The 19,266-nt window shown below is 71.6% G+C and carries 15 protein-coding genes; 9 read left to right on the plus strand and 6 right to left on the minus strand.

Annotated features, from left to right (window positions below; genetic code table 11):
* The first annotated feature begins 62 nt into the window (after positions 1-62).
* The 4 genes from HNR73_RS10295 (at position 63) to HNR73_RS10310 (ending at position 3,540) form a co-directional block, all read left to right on the plus strand.
* The gene (locus HNR73_RS10295) at positions 63-866 is read left to right on the plus strand and encodes a MerR family transcriptional regulator (protein ID WP_184787130.1); all 804 of its coding nucleotides are present in this window, start codon (positions 63-65) and stop codon (positions 864-866) included.
* 17 nt (positions 867-883) lie between these two features.
* On the plus strand, positions 884-1,804 hold the full coding sequence (locus HNR73_RS10300) for a YobF C-terminal domain-containing protein (RefSeq protein ID WP_203686160.1): 921 nt from the start codon (positions 884-886) through the stop codon (positions 1,802-1,804).
* 75 nt (positions 1,805-1,879) lie between these two features.
* Entirely contained in the window at positions 1,880-2,392 is a 513-nt protein-coding gene (locus HNR73_RS10305; protein WP_184787131.1) for a copper chaperone PCu(A)C, read from the plus strand.
* Complete coding sequence (locus HNR73_RS10310) at positions 2,389-3,540, plus strand: Dyp-type peroxidase (RefSeq protein ID WP_184787132.1); 1,152 nt, start codon at positions 2,389-2,391, stop codon at positions 3,538-3,540. The genes HNR73_RS10305 and HNR73_RS10310 overlap by 4 nt, the downstream gene beginning before the upstream one ends.
* Here HNR73_RS10310 and HNR73_RS10315 read toward each other — a convergent pair whose 3' ends face one another.
* The gene (locus tag HNR73_RS10315) at positions 3,541-3,975 is read right to left on the minus strand and encodes a hypothetical protein (protein ID WP_184787133.1); all 435 of its coding nucleotides are present in this window, start codon (positions 3,973-3,975) and stop codon (positions 3,541-3,543) included.
* Between the two features lie 95 nt (positions 3,976-4,070).
* Between HNR73_RS10315 and HNR73_RS10320 the strand changes: the two genes are divergently transcribed.
* The 4 genes from HNR73_RS10320 to HNR73_RS10335 all read left to right on the plus strand — a co-directional run bounded on the left by HNR73_RS10320 (position 4,071) and on the right by HNR73_RS10335 (position 10,014).
* Positions 4,071-5,492 (plus strand): pyridoxal phosphate-dependent decarboxylase family protein, encoded by a 1,422-nt coding sequence (locus HNR73_RS10320; protein WP_184787134.1) that lies wholly within the window; start codon positions 4,071-4,073, stop codon positions 5,490-5,492.
* Between the two features lie 30 nt (positions 5,493-5,522).
* On the plus strand, positions 5,523-6,086 hold the full coding sequence (locus tag HNR73_RS10325; RefSeq protein WP_184787135.1) for a hypothetical protein: 564 nt from the start codon (positions 5,523-5,525) through the stop codon (positions 6,084-6,086).
* 20 nt (positions 6,087-6,106) lie between these two features.
* Entirely contained in the window at positions 6,107-9,154 is a 3,048-nt protein-coding gene (locus HNR73_RS10330; protein ID WP_184787136.1) for an AfsR/SARP family transcriptional regulator, read from the plus strand.
* A 98-nt stretch (positions 9,155-9,252) separates the two neighbouring features.
* The gene (locus tag HNR73_RS10335; RefSeq protein WP_184787137.1) at positions 9,253-10,014 is read left to right on the plus strand and encodes an SDR family oxidoreductase; all 762 of its coding nucleotides are present in this window, start codon (positions 9,253-9,255) and stop codon (positions 10,012-10,014) included.
* Between the two features lie 58 nt (positions 10,015-10,072).
* Here HNR73_RS10335 and HNR73_RS10340 read toward each other — a convergent pair whose 3' ends face one another.
* The 3 genes from HNR73_RS10340 to HNR73_RS10350 form a co-directional block, all read right to left on the minus strand.
* Positions 10,073-13,558, minus strand: a complete 3,486-nt coding sequence (locus HNR73_RS10340; RefSeq protein ID WP_184787138.1) for a M20/M25/M40 family metallo-hydrolase — start codon at positions 13,556-13,558, stop codon at positions 10,073-10,075.
* Positions 13,559-13,853: 295 nt separating this feature from the next.
* Positions 13,854-16,301, minus strand: a complete 2,448-nt coding sequence (locus tag HNR73_RS10345; RefSeq protein ID WP_184787139.1) for a S8 family serine peptidase — start codon at positions 16,299-16,301, stop codon at positions 13,854-13,856.
* A gap of 62 nt (positions 16,302-16,363) precedes the next feature.
* Positions 16,364-16,873 carry an ArsR/SmtB family transcription factor gene (locus tag HNR73_RS10350; protein WP_239122119.1) on the minus strand — a complete coding sequence of 170 codons (510 nt, stop codon included), beginning with the start codon at positions 16,871-16,873 and terminating at the stop codon, positions 16,364-16,366.
* 127 nt (positions 16,874-17,000) lie between these two features.
* Between HNR73_RS10350 and HNR73_RS10355 the strand changes: the two genes are divergently transcribed.
* Positions 17,001-17,360, plus strand: coding sequence for a DoxX family protein (locus HNR73_RS10355; protein WP_184787141.1), 360 nt, complete (start codon positions 17,001-17,003; stop codon positions 17,358-17,360).
* Positions 17,361-17,479: 119 nt separating this feature from the next.
* On the opposite strand, the gene HNR73_RS10360 is transcribed toward HNR73_RS10355, so the two are convergent.
* The gene (locus tag HNR73_RS10360) at positions 17,480-18,022 is read right to left on the minus strand and encodes a DUF2269 domain-containing protein (RefSeq protein ID WP_184787142.1); all 543 of its coding nucleotides are present in this window, start codon (positions 18,020-18,022) and stop codon (positions 17,480-17,482) included.
* A gap of 113 nt (positions 18,023-18,135) precedes the next feature.
* Positions 18,136-19,026, minus strand: coding sequence for an LLM class flavin-dependent oxidoreductase (locus HNR73_RS10365; RefSeq protein WP_184787143.1), 891 nt, complete (start codon positions 19,024-19,026; stop codon positions 18,136-18,138).
* Positions 19,027-19,266 lie beyond the last annotated feature (240 nt).

The following is a 19,266-nucleotide window of genomic DNA, read 5'->3' on the forward strand; positions in this document are numbered from 1 at the left end:
TCGGCACCCCCGATCCCCCCGAAAGTTGACCTCGCCCCAAGGGCGGGCCGCAGACTTGCGGCATGCACGAACCGCACCTGCTGGCGGGCCGTTTCGGCGCCGCCACCCGCCTGTCGCCGAAGGCCCTCCGGCTCTACGCCGAACAGGGCCTGCTGGTCCCCGCCCGCGTCGATCCGTCGACGGGTTACCGCTACTACCACCCGGCGCAGGTGCACCGGGCGCGGCTGATCTCGCGGCTGCGGCGGCTCGACCTGCCGCTGGCGCGCATCGCGGTCCTGCTGGACCTGACGCCCGAGGCCCGGGAGTCGGAGCTGCGGGCGTGGCTGCGGGCGCGGCAGGAGGAGATCGGGCGGCACGCGGTGATCATCGACGCGATCACCCGGGGTGGCGCCGAGTCGCCGGAACTGGCCGCCGCCGTGCGCGTGCGGGCGGCCGCGGAGACGAAACTCCTGAGCCGCCAGCGCCTGCTCCACACCGACTCCCTCGACGCCTTCGTCGCCGAGGCCGACGCCCGGATCCGCGCGCACCTGCGCGCGGCCGGGCTGCCCGGCGAAGGCCCGACCCGCGTCTACTTCCACGACCTGGTCACGCCCGACAGCGAAGGCCTCGTCGAGGTCGCCGTCGCCTACGAGGGCAGCGTCGAACCGACCGCCGACCTGCGTATCCGCGTGTCACCGGCCCAGTCGGAGGCCTTCCTCCCGGCGCCGCCCGACCACGAGGACTTCCCCCTCGTCCTGCGGCTCTACGACGCCGTCGAGTCCTGGATCGACGAGCGTCCCGGCGTCGAATGCGCCGACACCTGCTTCGAGGTCTGGCCGGGCACCGGTGCCCGCTTCGACGTCGTCTACCCCGTCACCGAACCCTGATCCCGAAAGGCACCCCCGTGCACATCCCCTACGTGGGCTCCGGCCCGTACTGCTACTCCAACTCCTTCGCGATGCTCATGGGCGAACACGCCCCATCCACGGCCGTCATCGAGACCCTGACCGGCGGGCCTTTCGGGATGCAGCTGCTGGCCGGGAGACTCCCCTTCTTCGACCCCTTCGGCTGGGACCCGAGCGAGGGCTTCGACAACGTGCTGACCTCGCTGGGCTGGACCTCGGAGGTCTCCAGCCGCGGCACGGCCGACGAGGCCCTGGAACGGCTGCGCGCGGCGGTCGCGAACGGGCCGGTGTGGGTCGGTCCCGTCGAGATGGGCCACCTGCACCACCAGCCCGGCATGACCGGCGCGATCGGCGCCGACCACTACGTCGTCGTCCTCGGCGTCGACGACGACACCGTGCTGATGCACGACCCGCAGGGATATCCCTACGCGACCCTTCCCCTCGCCGACTTCATGACGGCGTGGGCGAAGGAGTCCGTCGCCTACGGCGAGCCCTACACCCTCCGGACCGGGTTCGAGCGCGTCGGCGAGGTCGCTGACCTCGACGCCCTGCGCGCCGGCCTGAAGACGGCGACGTCCTGGCTGCACCTGCGCGACGACGTCGTCGTCCCGCCCGGCACCGTCGGTAACGGCGAGGCCGCCGAAGGGCTCGCGGCCCTGTGGGAGGCCGGGCCCGACGACGGACTGCGCGGCCACCTCGCGCACTTCGCCGTGCGCGTCGGCGCCCGCCGCCTCGACGACGCCGCCACCTGCCTGGCCCGCCTCGACCTGGACGACGCCTCGGCGATCCTGCGCGAGCAGGCGCGGCTCGTCGGCGCCCTCCAGTACCCGGTCGTCATGAACGACGACGCCACCGTCGCGCGCGGACTGCGTGAACTCGCGCCCACCTACGACCGGTTGCGCGCGGTCCTGTCGTCTTGATCATCGTCTTGGTTCCCGCCTGTCACGAGATCGACAGGCGGGAACCAGGACCCGTCCACACTCGACCGTGCAGGCATGAAACCCAACCCGCGCGGGCTCGCCGCCGTCACCGGTCTCCTCCTGCTCGCCGTCGCCGTCCTCACCGGCTGCGGCAAGGACGCCGCCGCCGAGGACGCGCCCGCCGAGAAGGCCACCATCACCGTCACCGATCCCTGGGCCAAGGCCGCCGAGAAGGGCATGTCGGCGATCTTCGGCTCGCTCGTCAACCACAGCACCACCGACCTGGCCGTCGTCTCGGCCACCGCCGAGATCTCCCCGCTGGAACTGCACGAGGTCGTCGAGCAGGACGGCGAGATGATCATGCGGCCCAAGGAGGGCGGCTTCGCCGTCGCCGCGGGCGCCACGCACGTCCTCGAACCCGGCGGGGACCACATCATGCTGATGGACCTCGCCGCGCCCCTAGGGCCCGGCGACGAGATCGCCGTGACGCTGACGCTGTCCGACGGGAGCACGGTCGCGTTCACCGCCGTCGTCAAGGACTTCAGCGGTGCCGACGAGAGCTACGAGCCCGGCATGGACCACTCGTGACGAAGGTCAGCCGCCGGGGACTCCTCCTCGGCGGCGCCGTCGGCGCCGGAGCGGCCGCCGCGGGGATCGCCGCCGGACGCTCCCTCGTGGACGGCCCGGAGCCGCCGCCGGAGCCGGTCACCGTCGAGGCGTTCCACGGTCCGAGGCAGGCCGGGATCGCCACCGAACCGCAGGCCCACGGCGTCTTCTGCGCCCTCGACCTGCGCGAGGGCACCGACCGCGACGCCACCGCCCGGCTCATGCGGCTGCTCAGTGACGACGCCGCCCGCCTCACCCGCGGCACCGCCGCGCTCGCCGACACCGAGCCCGAGCTGGCGACCTCCCCGGCGCGGCTGACGGTGACCTTCGGCTTCGGGCCCGGCCTGTACGCGGCGGCCGGGCTGGCCTCGCCGGTCGCCGCGCTGCCGGGGTTCGCCGTCGACCGCCTCGAAGCGCGCTGGTCCGGCGGCGACCTCCTGGTCCAGATCTGCGGCGACGACGCGCTGACCGTCGCCCACGCCCAGCGCATGCTCGTCAAGGACGCCCGGGCCTTCGCCTCGGTGCGCTGGACCCAGCGCGGCTTCCGGGCCGCGTCCGGTACGAAGGGCACCCAGCGCAACATCCTCGGGCAGCTCGACGGGACGGGGAACCCCGCCGCCGGGACGTCCGCCTTCGACACGGCCGTGTGGAGGCCCGACGGGTCGACGACGCTCGTCGTGCGCCGGATCCGCGCCGAGCTGGACGACTGGGCCGCCGTCGACCGCACGGTTCGCGAAATGTCGGTGGGCCGCCGCCTCGACACCGGCGCACCCCTCACCGGGCTCGCCGAGCACGACGAGCCCGACTTCGCCGCCCGCGACGAGCTGGGGATTCCCGTGATCCACCCGAGCTCGCACGTCCGGCTCGCCCGCGTCGGCGCCGACGACAAGCGGATCCTGCGGCGGCCGTACAACTACGACGAGGGGCCGTCGGCCGAGGGGAAACCCGACACGGGCCTGATCTTCGCGTCCTACCAGGCCGACGTCGAGCGGCAGTTCACGCCGATCCAGCGAGCCCTGTCCGACGCCGACCTGCTCAACAAGTGGGTGACGCCGATCGGGTCGGCGGTGTTCGCCGTGCCGCCGGGCTGCGGGGAAGGAGGGTGGGTGGGGGAGGGGGTGCTGGGGTGATCAGTCACCGGAGTGGCCGAAGAAGTAGAGGTGGGTGGGGATGCCCTCGTCGTCGTGGATGACGGCGAGGCGGCCGCAGGAGCGGACGGTGGCGAGGGTGTTGAGGTCGGCGATGTCGGTCTGGACCGGCTTGTCGATGTGCAGCCCGGCCAGTTCGGCGGGGGTGACCGGGCGGGCGGCGTGGTAGACCCTGATGTCGTAGGGGTCCTTCGGCTCGACCGTGGTCACCTTGGTGACATCAAGGATGGAGTGGAAGCCGGTCTCCCACACCGACTCCTCCTCGATCCTCTCGATGTCGGCGAGCGTCTTCGGGCGCGGGAGGTCGTGCGGCCAGTAATAGTCGCCGTCGGCAAGTGCCTTCTCCCGCAGCTCGTGCAGCGCGGCGGAGAAGTCCTCCCGGTACGGCACGATGTGGTCCCAGCCGGACGCCCCCATCACAACATCCCTCTGTCGTCGACGCGCGGACCCTACAGGCCACTTCCGACACTTTTGGCCTTCCACCGCCCTCCCCGTCGTGATCTCCTTCCCCCATGAGCGATCCCCGCACCGAAGCCCACCACGCTCCCGCCGCCCTCCGTCTGATCGCCGACGCCGCTCCGGCGTACCTGGACGCGCTCCCCGGCGCGCCGGTGCAGGACGCCGGGATCCACGGCCTGCTCAAGGCACTCGACGGTCCGCTGCCCGAGGAGGGCGACGGGACCCTCGACGCGCTCGCGAAGCTCGTCGAGGTCGGGACGGCGGCGTCGACGCGGTCGACCGGGCCGCGCTTCTTCCACTTCGTCTGCGGTGGCTCGACGCCGGCCGCGCAGGGCGCCGACTGGCTCACGTCGCTGCTCGACCAGGTCGCCGGGCTCGAAGCGGCCTCACCTTTCGCCGCGCACGCCGAGACGGTCGTCCTCGGCTGGCTGAAGGACCTCTTCGGCCTGCCCGCCTCGCACGGCGGTGTGCTCACGCCGTCGGCGACCTTCGCGAACCTGACCGGCTTGGCCGCCGCCCGCGCGTGGTGGGCGGAGAAGCACGGCGTCGACGTCGTCGCCGACGGGCTCGCCGGGCTGCCGCGCATGCCCGTCCTGTCGAGCGGTTACCTGCACGTGAGCAGCCGCAAGGCCCTGCAGATCCTCGGACTCGGCCGCGACAGCGCGCGGATCCTCACTCGCGACGACGCCGGTCGCGTCGACCTCGTCGGCATGGAGAACGCGCTGCGGGAGTCCGGTCCGGCCGTCATCATCGCCAACGCCGGCGAGGTCAACGCCGGTGACTTCGACCCGATTGAGCACCTCGCCGACCTCGCCCACCGGTACGGCGCCTGGCTGCACGTCGACGGCGCCTTCGGGCTGTTCGCCGCGACCTCGCCGCGCACGAAGCACCTGGTCAAGGGCATCGAACGGGCCGACTCGATCGCCTCCGACGGGCACAAGTGGCTCAACGTGCCCTACGAGTCGGGCTTCGCGTTCGTCAAGGATCCCGAGGTTCTCCGCCAGGCCTTCGGCAGCTGGGGCGCGGCCTACCTGGCCCCCGCCGACGACGACGCCGTGGACTACAACCAGCTCGGCCCCGAGTCGTCGCGACGGGCGCGCGCCCTTCCGATCTGGGCGACCCTGCGCGCCTATGGCCGCGAAGGCCACCGCGCCATGGTCGAACGCCATCTCGACCTCGCCCGCCGCTTCGGCGACGCCGTCGAAGCGGCACCGGAACTGGAACTGTTCGCGCCGGTCACCCTGAACATCGTCTGCTTCCGCCTGCACCCCGAAGGCGTCGGCGAAGCCGAGCTCGACGAGCTCAACAAACGCCTCGGCCAGGCCATCATCGACGACGGCCGGGTGTTCATGGGCACGTCGGTCTACAAGGGACGGACAGTCCTGCGGCCCGCGATCGTCAACTGGCGCACGACGGCGGAGGACATCGACTACACCGTGGCGGTGGTGCGGGAGTTGGGGGCGGGGTTGACATAGCCCGTCACACCCCACCCCTACCCTTCCCGCATGCCCTACTCGCCGATTCCCGAGCTCAACCTCCTCCACGACTTCGCCGAAGCCCACCCCTACTTCTCCGAGGGCTTCGAGTTCTACGACTTCGACCGGCCCGACGCGGGTCTCGTCGAGTGGTTCGACATGAAGGGCGACGAGCCGGGCGTCGGAGTCTTCCTCGACGGGCTCATGCCTTTCGCGCAGGCGACGGGTGGCGGCTCCTTCTACGCGCTCTGGCGTTGTGACGACCGTGCGGATCTGGCGACGCTGCCCGTCGTCTTCTTCGGTGACGAAGGTGATCTCGACGTCGTCGGGGCCGGACTTCGCGACCTCTTCCGGCTGCTCGCCCTCGACGACGAGATGCTCGGGGCGGCCGACGGGAACGACCTGTCCTCCGACCACCACGGCGACTATGTCGCCTGGCTCGCCGCGACCTTCGGGCTCACGCCGCCGGCCGATCCCGACGCGCTGATCGGCATGGCCCGCGCGGAGCACGGCGAGCCCTTCGTCGAGTGGCTCATCGCGACGGTCCCGACGCGGCTCGACCTCACCGACTTCCGGCACGGGCTAGGACGCTGACGGAGGCCTACACTCCCCACGTGCATTACGCCCTTCTCGGACCCCTCGACGTCCGCGACGACGACGGCGCCCCCGTCGCCGTCGGCGGCCCGCGTCCACGCACGCTCCTCGCGCTGCTGCTCCTCGACGCCGGCCACGTCGTCCCGACCGAACGGCTCCTCGACGGCCTCTACGGCGACCACCCGCCGGAGGGCGCCGCCAACGCCCTCCAGTCGCAGGTCTCCCGCCTGCGCCGGCGGATTCTCGGCGCCCCGATCGAGTTCCACCCCGCCGGATACCGCCTCGCCGTCGACCCCGACGACGTCGACGCCCTCCGCTTCACCCGCCTGGCCGCCGACGGCCGCCGCGCCCTCACCGCAGGCGACCACGCCCGCGCCTCCGCCCTCCTCCACGAGGCCCTCGGCCTGTGGCGCGGACCGGCGCTCGCCGACGTCGACGCCTCCGCCCAGGCCGAGGCCCATGCCACCCGCCTCGAAGGCGCCCGGCAGGCCGCCGTCGAGGACCGCGCCGAAGCCGACATCGCCCTCGGCCGCGCCGCCGGACTCACCGCCGAACTCGCCGCCCTCACCGCCGCCGACCCCCTCCGCGAACGCCTCCGCGCCCTCCACATGCGCGCGCTGGCCGCCGAAGGACGTCAGGCCGAGGCCCTGCGCGTCTTCGAGGAGACCCGCGAACTGCTCGCCGACGAACTCGGCGCCGACCCTTCGGCCGAGCTCACGGCGACCCACACCGCCATCCTCCGCGCCCGCCCGGTCGTCGGTGGCGCGCGCGTCGGCGTCCCGGCCCAGTTCACCAGCTTCGTCGGCCGCCGTGCGGACGTCGCCGCCGTCGAAGGGCTCCTCACCACGTCACGGCTGGTCACGGTCACCGGCCCCGGCGGTGTCGGCAAGACCCGCCTGGCCGTCGAAGCCGCCCGCGACGCCTGCTTCGTCGACCTCGCCGCCGTCGCCAAGCCCGAGGAGGTGCCCGGCGCGATCTCCACCGCCCTCGGCGTCCGCCAAGCCGGGCTGCTCGGCCCCGCCGACCCCGTCGCGCAGCTCACCGCCGCACTCACCGGCGAGGACGTCCTGCTCATCCTCGACAACTGCGAGCACGTCGTCGACGCCGTCGCCCACCTCGCGCACCGGCTGCTCGGCGCCGCACCCGGCCTGCGTGTCCTCGCCACCAGCCGCGAGGCCCTCGGCATCACCGGCGAGGCGCTCTACCCCCTGACGCCCCTGTCCGTCGACGACGACGCCGTCCGCCTCTTCGCCGCCCGCGCCGCCGCCGTCCGGGCCGGGTTCACCGTCGACGAGACCAACGCCGACGACGTCCGCCGCATCTGCGCCGCCCTCGACGGCCTGCCCCTCGCCGTCGAGCTCGCCGCCGCCCGCCTGCGCCTGCTCGGCGTCACCGAGATCGCCGACCGCCTCGGCGACCGTTTCCGGCTCCTCTCGCGCGGCGAACGCGTCGCCGCGCCCCGCCACCAGACCCTCCGCGCCGTCGTCGAGTGGAGCTGGGACCTGCTCTCGCCCGCCGAACGCGAACTCCTCGGCCGCCTCGCGGTCTTCACCGGCGCCGCCGGGGTCGACGCCGTCGCCCACCTCGCCGGACTCTCCGCGGGCGAGACCGAGGAACTGCTCGTCGATCTCGCCGACAAGTCCCTCGTCCAGCTCGCCGACGGCCGCGCCCGCCTCCTGGAGACCGTCCGCGCGTTCGCCGCCGAGAGCCTGCACCCGGGCGAGCACGACCGTCTCCAGCGCGCCCACGCCGAGTACTTCCTCGCCCTCGCCCGCGAGGCCGAACCGGCGCTCCTCGGCCACGGCCAGCTCGACGCGATGGCCGCCCTCAACGCCGAAGGCGGCAACTTCCACGCCGCCGTGCGCTGGGCCGTGACGGCCGACCCGCGCCTCGCCCTGGACCTCACCACCACCCTCGCGACGTACTGGTGGCTGCGCGGCGACTACGCCGAAGGCGGCCCCGCCGCCCGCGACCTGCTGCGCGCGCTCCCCGAGGACACCGAGGACGAGTCCTTCGTCCTGTGCGTCTCCTCGGCGGCTTCGATCGGTGCGGCCTCCACCGCGGACCTCGCGCGCGCCACGGGAATCATGGCCGCTCTCAAGGAGCCGCTGAAGCGTTCGTTCACCACCGTCATCTGGGCCATGACCACCGGACCCGACGGCGACAACCTCGACGCGCCGCCCGCGGATTACCCCTTCGGTGAGGACCCCTGGTCGCGGGCCCTCGCCGAGCTCGGCCACGCGATGGTCATGCCGTACACGGCCCTCCCCGGGCCCGCCGACGACCACCTTGAGGCCGCGCTGGAAGGCTTCCGCGCCGTCGGCGACCGCTGGGGCTGCGGCGAGACCCTCGACGAGCTGGGGCATCGGGCCGGCGCCCGGGGCGACGCGAGGCGCGCGCTCGACCTCTTCGACGAGGCCGTCCGCCTCTCCGAGGAGCTCGGCACGGTCGCCGACTCCGCCGCCCGCCGCTGCTCGCGCGCGGAGGTCCTGTTCGTCCTGCACGGACCCGAGCGCGCCGACGCGGAGTTCCGGGCGGCGCTCGACCTGGCCCGCCGCAGCGGCAACTCCGCCGTCCTCGCCGGGGTCCACCGGAGCCGGGGCGCGCTGGCGCACCGGTCGGGCGACCCGGTCGCGGCGATCGCCTGCTACGAGCGCGCGCTGGACGAGATCTCGGCGGGCGCGTTCGTCGCCGACCTGGAACACGGCCGCCTCCTCGTCGGGCTGGCCCGCGCGCTCGGCGACGGCGGTGACCACGAGCGCGCGCTCGTGCGGCTCGACGAGGCCGTCGAGATCCTGCTGAACCACTGGTTCCTGCCCGCCCTCGGTGAGGCCGCCCGCACCTGGGCGGCGATCAACGCGGGTACGGGGCGGTGGCGGGAGGCGGCCGGCCTGCTCGGGCTGGGGGAGGCGCTCGCCGGGCCCATGCCGAAGGGCTTCGACGACGACGGTGACGTCGAGTCGGCGGTCCGCGGTGAACTGGGCGAGGCCGACTACGCCGCCGCCCACGACCCCATGGCCGCGCTCTCGCGCGGCGAGGCGGTCGCCGTCCTTCGCGGACTGCGGTAAGCCCACCGGCCTGGCGGGTCAGGCGACGGTCAGCGCCCGGTCAGTGGTCCCGGCGAAGCTTCGGCGGTAAGGGAGACCCCACCGAAACGGAGTTCGACATGAGCACGCTGATCGGCAAGACCGCCCTGGTCACCGGCGCCTCGCGCGGCATCGGCCGCGCCATCGCCGCCCGCCTCGCCGCCGAGGGCGCCCTGGTCGCCGTCCACTACGGATCGAACAAGGCCGCCGCCGACGAGACCGTCGCCGCCATTCAGGCGGCGGGCGGCCGTGCCTTCGCCGTCGGCGCCGACTTCGGGACCGAGGGCGACATCGACGCCCTGCTCACCGGGCTCGACGCGGGTCTCGGCGGCACGGGCCTGGACATCCTGGTCAACAACGCGGCCCTGGCCGGTGGGACGGATCTGGAGAACTCGACGCCGGACTACTTCGACCGGATGTTCGCCGTCAACGTCAAGGCGCCGTTCTTCCTGATCCAGCGCCTGCTGCCGAACATGCGCGACGGCGGCCGCGTCATCAACGTGAGTTCGGGTGTCACGCGCATCGCCCTGCCCGAGACCGTCTACGCGATGACCAAGGGCGCGGTGGAGACCATGAGCCGCAACCTGGCCAACTCCTACGCCACCGGCAAGCGCGGCATCACCGTCAACACCGTCGCGCCCGGCCCGGTCGACACCGGTCACCCGATGTTCCAGATCCCCGAGGTCGTCGAGGGCACCGCCAAGGCCACCGCCCTCGACCGCATGGGCGAGCCCGAGGACATCGCCGCCGCCGTCGCCTTCCTCGCCTCCGACGACGCCCGCTGGATCACCGGCAACACCGTCGACGCGACGGGCGGGATGTTCCTGGGGCCGCGGTTCTAGCGCGAAGCGAACGGGGCGCGTCCTGCACGGACGCGCCCCGTCTCCTTGCTCTATGCCACTAGCTGACGGTGAAGGTCACGTCGTCGACCACGAAGCTGGTCTGCAGCGACGCGTCCTCGGCACCCTTCAGCGTGATGGTCACCGACTGGCCCGCGTAGGAGCCGAGCGGCAACGTCACCTGGACGTAGCCGGAGGCGGCGTCCACGTTGGACAGGGTCTTGACGACCGTGCCACCGACGGTGACGGTGAAGCGGTCGTAGACGACCGACTCGGTCTCGTCGGTGTCGATGTGGATCCACAGCGACAGCGAGGAGGTGGTGCAGCCCGCCGGGACCGCCACCGACTGGTTGATGGTGTCGGTCGCGGTGTAGCCGTAGCCGCCGAGGTAGGCCGAGCGCGTTCCGCCGTGCGCCGGCTGTCCGTAGGAGCTCCAGTTGCCGATGGCGCCGGTGCTGCCGGTCCACGGCGTGGTGCCCGACTCGAAGCCGCCGTTGACGACCTTGTTGCCGCCGTTGGAGCAGCCGCCGGTCCCGTTGACGGTCAGCGAGTACGTCGTGCTGTGCGACACGGCGCCGTTACCGGTGATGGTCACCGAGTACGGCCCGGAGGCGGTTCCGGCCGCGACGGAGATCGTCGCGGTGGAGCTGCCGCCGGAGGTGACCGACGCCGGGTTGAACGACACGGTGATGCCCGAGGGCGCGCTGTAGGTCAGGTTGACCGTCTGCGCCGAACCACTGGTCGTGGCGGTGCTGACGGTCGTCGTGACCGACGCACCGGCGTTGGCCGAGCCGGAGCCCGGGTTCACGCCGATCGAGAAGTCGTTCGGGGGCGGGGTGTCGGTGACCGCGGCCTTCCAGATGGAGTAGGCGATGCCGTCCGACGCCCGGTCGAGCAGCGTGCTGTTGATGTTGCTCGGGTAGGAGTCGCAGGACGAGTGGTAGCAGGGGTCGAAGGCCGCGTTGGCCGTGCCGCCCCACTTCTGCGCCTGCGCCGAGGTCTTGCGGGCGCTGGCACCGGCGGCGTAACCGCTGGTGGGGATGCCCGCCTGCTCGAAGGAGTAGTCGTCGGAGCGGCCGGCGCCCTCGGTGTTCTCCTCGGGTGCGAGGCCGAGCGTCGTCCAGTACTCCTTCAGGTAGGTCGCGGTGGCGCTGTTGACGTGGTTGATGAAGTACCCGCCGTTGGTCGAGCCGATCATGTCGAAGTTCAGGTACGACTTGATCTTCGCGCGCTCGGTCGCGCCGATGGCGTTGACGTAGTAGTCGGAGCCGTTGAGGCCCTGCTCCTCGTCGGTCCACCAGGCGAAGCGGATCCGCTTCGACAGGGTCGGGTTCTTCTGGGCCAGGGTCAGCGCGACCTCAAGGAGGGCGGCCGAACCGGAGCCGTTGTCGTTGATGCCGGGACCGGCCGAGACGCCGTCGAGGTGCGCGCCGAGCATGTACACGTTGTTGGCGTCACCCTGGGGCCATTCGGCGATCAGGTTGTTCGACGGGTAGGTGCAGCTTCCGCTCGGGCAGGCCTGCTCGGACACGGTGTATCCGGCCGCCTGGAGCTTCTGCTTGATGTAGGCCACCGACTGGGTGTAACCGGCGCTGCCCGCGCGGCGGTTGCCGCCGTTGTTGGACGCGATGGTCTGCAGCTGCTGGAGGTGGGCCTTGACGTTGTCGACGCTGATGTCCGGCGGTCCGCCGGGGTTGGTGCCGCCGATCGTCAGGTTGTAGGTGACCGAGTGGGTCGTCGCGCCGGTACCGGTGACCGTGATGGTCCTGGTGCCCGACGAGCCCGCGGCGACGGAGATGTTCAGCGTCGCCGAACCGCCGGCGGTGACCGAGGTCGGGTTGACGCTGGCGGTGACGCCGGTGCCGCCCGCGACGGTCGCGGACAGGTTGACCGTCATCGGGGTGCCGATGGCGGTGGTGGTGATCGAGCTGGAGCCGGTCGCGCCGGCGTTGATGGTGCCGGAGGCCGGGTTCAGGGCGATGGAGAAGTCGTTGCCCGGGCTGGTGCAGGTCGGGTCGGCGGTCTGCGCCGGAACCGTGATGGCGTCCCACGCGGCCTTCGTCTTGTTGAACAGGCCGCAGGTGGAGTCCAGGGTCTTGGCCGACTGGAGGGTGGCCGAGCGGTACTTCACGTAGGTCATGCCGGAGGTCTTGAGCAGCATGCCGCCGTAGAAGATCTTGCCCGCGGTCTGGATGCCGACGCCGGTCAGCGTGGTGCTGTTGCAGGTCGGGCTGTTGGGCTTGCCGCCACCGGGCGCGGTGCCCTCGGCGAGCAGGTAGAACCAGTGGTTGAAGGGCCCGGCCGCCTTGTGCGTCTCCATGCCGGGAACGGCCGAGGAGTAGCAGTTCGGGTCGTTGTTGACCAGCGAGGGCTGGTACATGTTCCGGATCGGGCCGGTGCCGACGAGGTTGATCTCCTCGCCGACCAGGTAGTCGGGCGGGTCGTAGGCGGCGGCCTGGTTGGCGAAGTGCTCGGTCAGGGCGCCGAAGATGTCGCCGGTCGCCTCGCCGAGACCGGCCTGCTGGCCGGCGCCGCCGGGCGTGAACTGGTCGATGCCGTGGCCGTACTCGTGGCCGATGACGTCCATGGACGAGATCCACTCACCGGCGGAGTTCTTGCCGATGGTGACGCCGGAGCCGTCCCAGTAGGCGTTCTGCTCGTTGAGGCCGACCTCGACGGGCCAGGAGCCGTTGTTGCCGTTGTGGCCGGTGCGTCCGAGCCATTGGCTGAGCATGTTCCACTCGGTCTGCGCCCCGTACAGTGCGTCGACGCAGCCGGTCTCGGTGGAGGTGCCGACGCCGTTGCCCCAGTTGTCGTCGGGGCCGGAGTAGACGCTTCCGTTGTAGGGCGCGCAGGACAGGCCCGAGCGGGTCGTGTCGCGCATGTAGTACGTGCTGCCGGACTGGCTGGTGGTGATCGTCAGCGGGTTCGGGCCGTTCCACTTGCCGGTGCCCGAGCCGTAGCGGACGTCTTCCCGCGTCGCCAGGATCTTGCCGGTGGCGGCGTCGACGTAGACCGCCTTGTGGCTGGGCGCGCCGTCCGCGCGACCGCTGAGGACCGTCTCCCAGGCGAGCCTCGGCTTGTCGCTCTCGATGTGCACGACGAGCTGGCGCGAGTCGACCGAGTCCACCTTGGACAGTTCGCCCCTGGCGGTCTTCTCGGCCTTGGCGCCGGTGATCTTCGCGGTGGTCGTCACGTCGATGGACGCGCTCGACGCGGTGTTGGTCTCCAGCACACGGCCTTCGCCGTCGGCGAGCACGACCGCGTCACCGCCGACCACGGGCAGGCCGCGGTAGGTGCGCTCGTAGCTGACCGAGTAGAGGTTGTCGACCCAGGGCACGACCTGCTGCCGGTCGTACTGCTCGAAGTTTCCGCGGGTCAGTTCGTCCAGCCCGCTCGTGACGGCCCGGTCGGCGGCCGCGACCGCGAGGGACAGCGGATCGGCGGTGGCCGTTTCGGCTGCCATTGCTGGTGTGGCGGTCAGGGCGACCGTCATACCGGCGACGAGTGCCAGGGACGTCCCGGCCGTCACCATTTTCTTTAACATAGGGGGCTCCTTTGATGACGCCGCTGTTGCGGCGCTCGAAAGCCAACCAGAAAATCCGATCTCCGTGTGCGCCGGTTATTCAGTGGGACGCGAGGGCTTGCCTACGTGCGCTCGCATGAATCGGCGCGGCCCGATGGTGAAGGGCGAGGTCAAGCGATCTTTGAAAATGAATGTCGCCGCCGCAAAACGTATTGAAGACAGTGCTGTCACTGAATAAGTGGCCCGTCCGCGGCTGTGCGGACGGGCCGTCGATCACGTAATGGCGCGATGTCGCACTTTCCGGTGCGACGCGTGCTCACCGGCTGAGGGTGACCTCCGGCGAGGTCCAGGTCTCCGGGCGTCCGGTGGCGAGGATCTTGTCGAAGACGAGACGGATCCGGTAGACGCCGTTCGGCGCGGCCGTTCCGTCGGCCAGGGTCGTGTCCCAGCCGTAGAAGTCCACGCCCGTTCCGGCGCCGGAGTTTCGCACCAGCCAGGTTTCACGAAGTGGTGTGGCGATAACGTTTCCGCTCGCGTCGAGGATCTCCATGCGCAGTTCCCGCAGGGTCGGGAAACCGTGCGAGAGCATCACCCACGCGCCCGCCGCGGGGTCGGTGACGGTGAGCGCCTCGTTCTTCCCGAAGCTGAAATACGCCGGGCGAAGCGCGGGATTGTCCAATGTGGAGTTCACATCGGTGAAGGTCGGGTTGATCGCCGAGACCCTGTGCCAGTCCCCGGCGATGCCCAGGTAGGACACGCGCACCGGCTGTCCCTTGTGGTGCTGTTTCGGCGTGAACGTCACCCAGCCGCCGAAGACGGTGCCGTCGGCGGCCTTCTTCGGCTGCCGGACGGTGATCGTCACCTTCACCGACTTGCGCGGCGGGACGGCCACCTTGTCCCGGGAGACCTCGACGCGCGCGTCGGCCTCGACGGTCAGGTACTCCGCGGTGTAGGGCGGAGCGGCACCGAGACCGTCCTGAGTGGACACCCGATAGGTCACGGCGTGGCGGGAGGTGTTGGTCAGCGTCACCGTCCGGGACACCGCCCTGCCCTCCAGCTCCCCGAGTGGGAGCTTCGCGGGAGTCACGACGGTCGTCGCCGCCAGCGCCGCCGGCAGGTCGATGAGCCCGGCGCCCTGCTGCGCGACCTGGTGCAGGCCGCCGTCGGGATCGCCGCTGAGGCGGGTCGGCTTTGCCGTCGACTGGAGCAGGTCGCGGACCCGCGTCGAGCTCATGGTGCCGCGCTCGCCGAAGATGACGGCGACGGCCCCGGCCACGTGCGGGCCGGCCATCGAGGTCCCCGACTTGACGCCGTAGTAGCCGTCGCCGGGAGGCAGGGCGGAGAAGACGTAGCCGCCGGGCGCGACCAGGTCGGGCTTGTAGTCGAGTTCGTGGCTCGGGCCCCAGGAACTGGAGGCGTCGGGAAGACCCTTGAACTCGTCCTTGACGTCGAGGCCCCAGTAGGAGCCCCAGGTCGCGGTGGCCCCGGTGCCCGCGGCCAGGTCGGCGCGGATCGCGCGGGCCTGGTTCTGCGTGATCGCCACGGCCGGGATCGTTCCGGCCACGCCCCAGAAGTCGGCGGTGGGGATCGCGTCGGGTTCGGCCCACTCGGAGTCGTCGAAGTAGAGGACGCCCGCAGCGCCGCCGGCGGTCGCGTTGGCGACCATGTTCGTCGGGGTGCACGGGTAGAAGCCGGAGGTGGACAGCACCCACCTGCCCGCGAAGGAGCCGGGGGCGGCGGGTGCGCAGACCTGCCCGCCGTCCACGATGGACACCGTGCCCGCCGACGGCGCCGCCGGGCCGGTGCTGAACGTGTTGAACGGGACCTTCGTGCCGTCGCCGGTGGTGAAGGCCAGGTAGGAGTACTGCGTCGAGTAGACGCTGCCGACGGTGATCGCGTTCTTGGCGATGCCGGGGCTCCCCGGCTTGAACGGCCCGGCGAAGCCGTTGCCGATCGCGACGACCGGGACCACGCCGTGGGCGGCCACCGCGTCGAGGGCCATGGGCAGCAGGGCGTCCTGCCGCACCTCGAACTGGGACTGGCCGAGGCTGAGATTGACCACGTCGACACCGTCCTCGACGGCCCGTTCCAGGGCCTCCAGGATCACGTCGTCGGTGGTCGGGCGCGAGTCGCCGAAGACCCGGTAGGCGTGGATCGTCGCGTCGGGGGCCACGCCGACGAGGTCGGCGCCGTTCCCGGCGACGATGCCGGCGACGTGCGTGCCGTGGCCCGAGGCGAGGCTGGGGGAGTCGTAGGGGTCGGCGTCACCGTCGACGACGTCGTAGCCGCCGGTCACCTTGGCGTTGGGGAAACCACCGCCGCCGAGGGCGGGATGGTCGTAGGCGACGCCGGAGTCGATGATCCCGACGGTGATCCCCGCGCCGGTCGCGCCGTCCCGGTGCGCCTCGGGCACGCCGGTCAGGTCGGTGACCGTGACGTTCTCGCGGGTCGTCGCGGCGTCCTTCGGCAGCGGGGGAAGGGTGTCGGCGGTCGGCACGGCGTAGGTGTTGACCGGGTGGACGGCCGCGACGCCCGGCAGCGAGGCGAGTTCGTCGGCGCGGGAGGCGTCGACGCTCACGGCCATGCCGGAGAAGAGGGTGTCGTATCGGCGGACCTCCTCGACGTACAGGCCGCGCAGGGCGGCGGTGGTGTCGAGGGCGGTGGCGGCGCGGGCGGTGTCGGAGAACTCGACGATGCGCAGGACGGTCGAGGCGGGCTCGGTGAGGGCGGGTGGACTCGCGTGGGCGGCGAGGGGCGCGGTCACGGCGGCGAGCGCGATGACCAGGACCCCCGCTCTGATGGCGGGGCGGATGATGTCCTCCGGGGCTATGGGGTGGGGAAGACGGTCAGGGCGATGGCGTAGCGGCGGCCCTCGGGACCGGCGTCGGGCAGGTCCTCGGGGTCGGCGACGTGCTTGAGCACCTCGCGCAGGGCCTCGACCTGGGCCTCGGTGAGGCGGACGTGCCGGACGCCGAGGAAGGCCGGCGCCTCGGTCGCGGTCGCCATCTCGTCGGCGACGGCCCGGATGATCCCGGCGGCGCCGCCGGGGATCGAGTCGACCGTCTCGCGGGGGATGTGGATGCGCCGGGTGGCGCGGGTGAAGTAGCGCTCGGTGCCGCCGCGCACGGTGTTGGTGCGGGAGACGACGACGAGCCCGGCCTGCTCCAGGACCTTCAGGTGGTGCGCGATGTTGCCCTTGAGGGTGTCGAGGTGGGCGGCGAGCTGGCTGATCGTCGCCTCGTCGAGTTCGTCGAGGGTGAACAGGAGGCGCTGGCGCAAGGGGTGGGCCAGGGCCTTGTACTGCGCGGCTGAGGCGGTGAGCTCGGGTTCGGGCACGCGGTAAGTGTCAATGATCTTTGACTCTTTTGTCAATGCGTGACGCCGGTCACTTCCGGTCACAGCTTCCCGTCGCGCCGGGTCGAGGGGGTGAACAACGAAAAAGCATCCCCTCAAGGAGTTCGACATGAACGTCGCGTACAACATCGTCACCGTCGCCGCCGCGCTCTGGGTCGCCTTCTCGGCCTTCTCGATGTACAAGAAGGCGCCGTGGGTCGTCGAGCCGCTCGCCGACTACGGTGTCCCCGCCTCCTGGTGGCCCTGGCTCGCGACCGCGAAGGCGGCCGGCACGCTCGGGCTGATCGCCGGGCTGTTCTTCTGGCCGCTCGGCCTCGCCGCCGCGATCGGCCTGGTGCTGTACTTCCTCGGCGCGATCGTGACGATCGTGCGGGCGAAGGCCTACGGGCACATCGCGTACCCGATGCTCTACCTGGTTCCGGTGATCGTGGCGGTCGGGCTCGGGCTCGGCGCGGGCGCCATCGGTTAGCAGCGACATCGACCGCCCCCTCCGATGGAGGGGGCATAGTCGTGTCAGGGGGCCGAGATCCGGAAGTCCCGGCCCGCCGCCCCCACCACCGGTCTCACCCGCGAGCAGATCCGACCACCTCAGACCCCCTGCCCCGTCTTCGCCCTCCGCGCCGCCTTCGCCTCCTCCGCCTGCGCGGCCTTCACCCGGCGCCCGTGCGGCGTCATCCCCCAGGGCTTGAGGATCGACAGCGCGAGCATGAACACGTAGGCGCTCGACGCCACGGTCGGGACCACGATCAGGTTCACGTCGATCACCGGCTGTCCGGCCATCGCCAGTTCGGCGTTCTCGCTCAGCCCGGGAGCCAGCGAGAACAGGACCAGGCCGACCGTGATCAGCGTCAGCACGAACTTCCAGGCCACCCACTTGTAGCGGATCAGCCCCCACGGTGTCCCGAGCGACAGCACGACCCCGCTGATCAGCGTCGCCAGCGACACCGGAACCAGGACATAGTCGCCGAACACGTCCATCGCGCGGTAGGCGAAGGTCGCGACGTCGGGCGAGCCGGACGTGTAGGCCTTGATCCCGAGCGCGAGCAGCCCGGCGGTCAGGCCGAGCCAGACGGATGAGGCGACGGAGTGGACGACGACGACGAAACGGCGGGTCTTTCGCGAGAGCTGCATGCCTTTCACCCTCGCCACATACCGCCGCCGGGTCGTCGCACGGCGGGAGTAACCGGGTCTACGACGTTTCGCCTACGGGACGGGCCGGGCGGCGTACGGGAGAGCCCTGGTGATCAGCCGAGTCGCGCGAGGCCTTCGTTGGCGATGCGCTCGAAGACGGCGACGTCGGCGGCGAAGATCGAGTCGGGGACCGGCCAGTGCAGGATGATCTCGGTGACGCCGAGTTCGCGGTAGCGGCCGGCGTAGTCGACGAAGGCGTCGAGGGAGTCGAGGGGACGTTCGGGGCTCGACGACGAGTGCAGCAGGACCTTGTGCAGTTCGGCGACGTCGCGGCCGCGTTCCTCGCAGGCGTCGGCGAGGCGTGTCAGCTGCGACTCGACGGCGGCCTGCGCGGTCGCCACGGTGTCGTCGGCGGCGCCCTTCGGGTCGCCGTAGGTGATCCAGCCCTGGCCGTACTCGGCGGCCAGGCGCAGCCCGCGCGGGCCGGTCGCGGCGATGTGGAAGGGGACGCGCGGCCGCTGGACGCAGCCGGGGAGCATGCGCGCGTCGACGGCGGAGTAGAAGCCGCCCTGGTAGGTCGTGGTGTCGCGGGTGAGGAGCGTGTCGGTCAGCGCGAGGAACTCGGCGAAGCGGTCGGCGCGTTCGCGCGGGGTCCATTCGCTCTGGCCGAGGACGGTGGCGTCGAAGCCGGTGCCGCCCGCGCCGATGCCGAGGGTGAGGCGGCCGCCGGAGACGTCGTCGAGGGTCATGAGGTCTTTGGCGAAGGTGACCGGGTGGCGGAAGTTCGGCGAGGCGACCATCGTGCCCAGCCGGATCCGCTCGGTGGCGGTGGCCGCGGCGGTGAGGGTCGGGATCGTGCCGAACCAGGGGCCGTCGACGAAGCTCCGCCAGGAGAGGTGGTCGTAGGTGTAGGCGGCGTGAAAGCCGAGCTCCTCGGCGCGGCGCCAGACCGCGCGGCCCTCGGTCCAGCGGTGGATCGGGAGGATGACGGTGCTGAGGCGCATGATCACGACGATACGGAGCGCCCGGGGACCCGGATGGGGGTTCCGCCCCCTCGGTGTGGCCCGGATCACATAGGGCTCATGCGCCGAAAGGTATTGGCCGAAAGTACCGGCGCCGTCACTCGTACGTGGGAACACAAAGCAGTCGAGCCGTCACGCGACGGGCACTCGAAGGGGTGAAACACGTGAGGCCCGACATTCCCGACTCGCGGCCGACTAGCAGGACACATAGAGAATCATCAA

Origin of the sequence: Phytomonospora endophytica, assembly GCF_014202425.1 — a bacterium.
GTDB lineage: Bacteria > Actinomycetota > Actinomycetes > Mycobacteriales > Micromonosporaceae > Phytomonospora > Phytomonospora endophytica.

Coding starts and splice junctions, on each gene's coding strand:
- HNR73_RS10295 (WP_184787130.1), top strand. CDS start 63: ATGCACGAACCGCACCTGCTGGCGGGCCGTTTCGGCGCCGCCACCCGC.
- HNR73_RS10305 (WP_184787131.1), top strand. CDS start 1,880: ATGAAACCCAACCCGCGCGGGCTCGCCGCCGTCACCGGTCTCCTCCTG.
- HNR73_RS10315 (WP_184787133.1), bottom strand. CDS start 3,975: ATGGGGGCGTCCGGCTGGGACCACATCGTGCCGTACCGGGAGGACTTC.
- HNR73_RS10320 (WP_184787134.1), top strand. CDS start 4,071: ATGAGCGATCCCCGCACCGAAGCCCACCACGCTCCCGCCGCCCTCCGT.
- HNR73_RS10325 (WP_184787135.1), top strand. CDS start 5,523: ATGCCCTACTCGCCGATTCCCGAGCTCAACCTCCTCCACGACTTCGCC.
- HNR73_RS10335 (WP_184787137.1), top strand. CDS start 9,253: ATGAGCACGCTGATCGGCAAGACCGCCCTGGTCACCGGCGCCTCGCGC.
- HNR73_RS10340 (WP_184787138.1), bottom strand. CDS start 13,558: ATGTTAAAGAAAATGGTGACGGCCGGGACGTCCCTGGCACTCGTCGCC.
- HNR73_RS10355 (WP_184787141.1), top strand. CDS start 17,001: ATGAACGTCGCGTACAACATCGTCACCGTCGCCGCCGCGCTCTGGGTC.
- HNR73_RS10360 (WP_184787142.1), bottom strand. CDS start 18,022: ATGCAGCTCTCGCGAAAGACCCGCCGTTTCGTCGTCGTCGTCCACTCC.
- HNR73_RS10365 (WP_184787143.1), bottom strand. CDS start 19,026: ATGCGCCTCAGCACCGTCATCCTCCCGATCCACCGCTGGACCGAGGGC.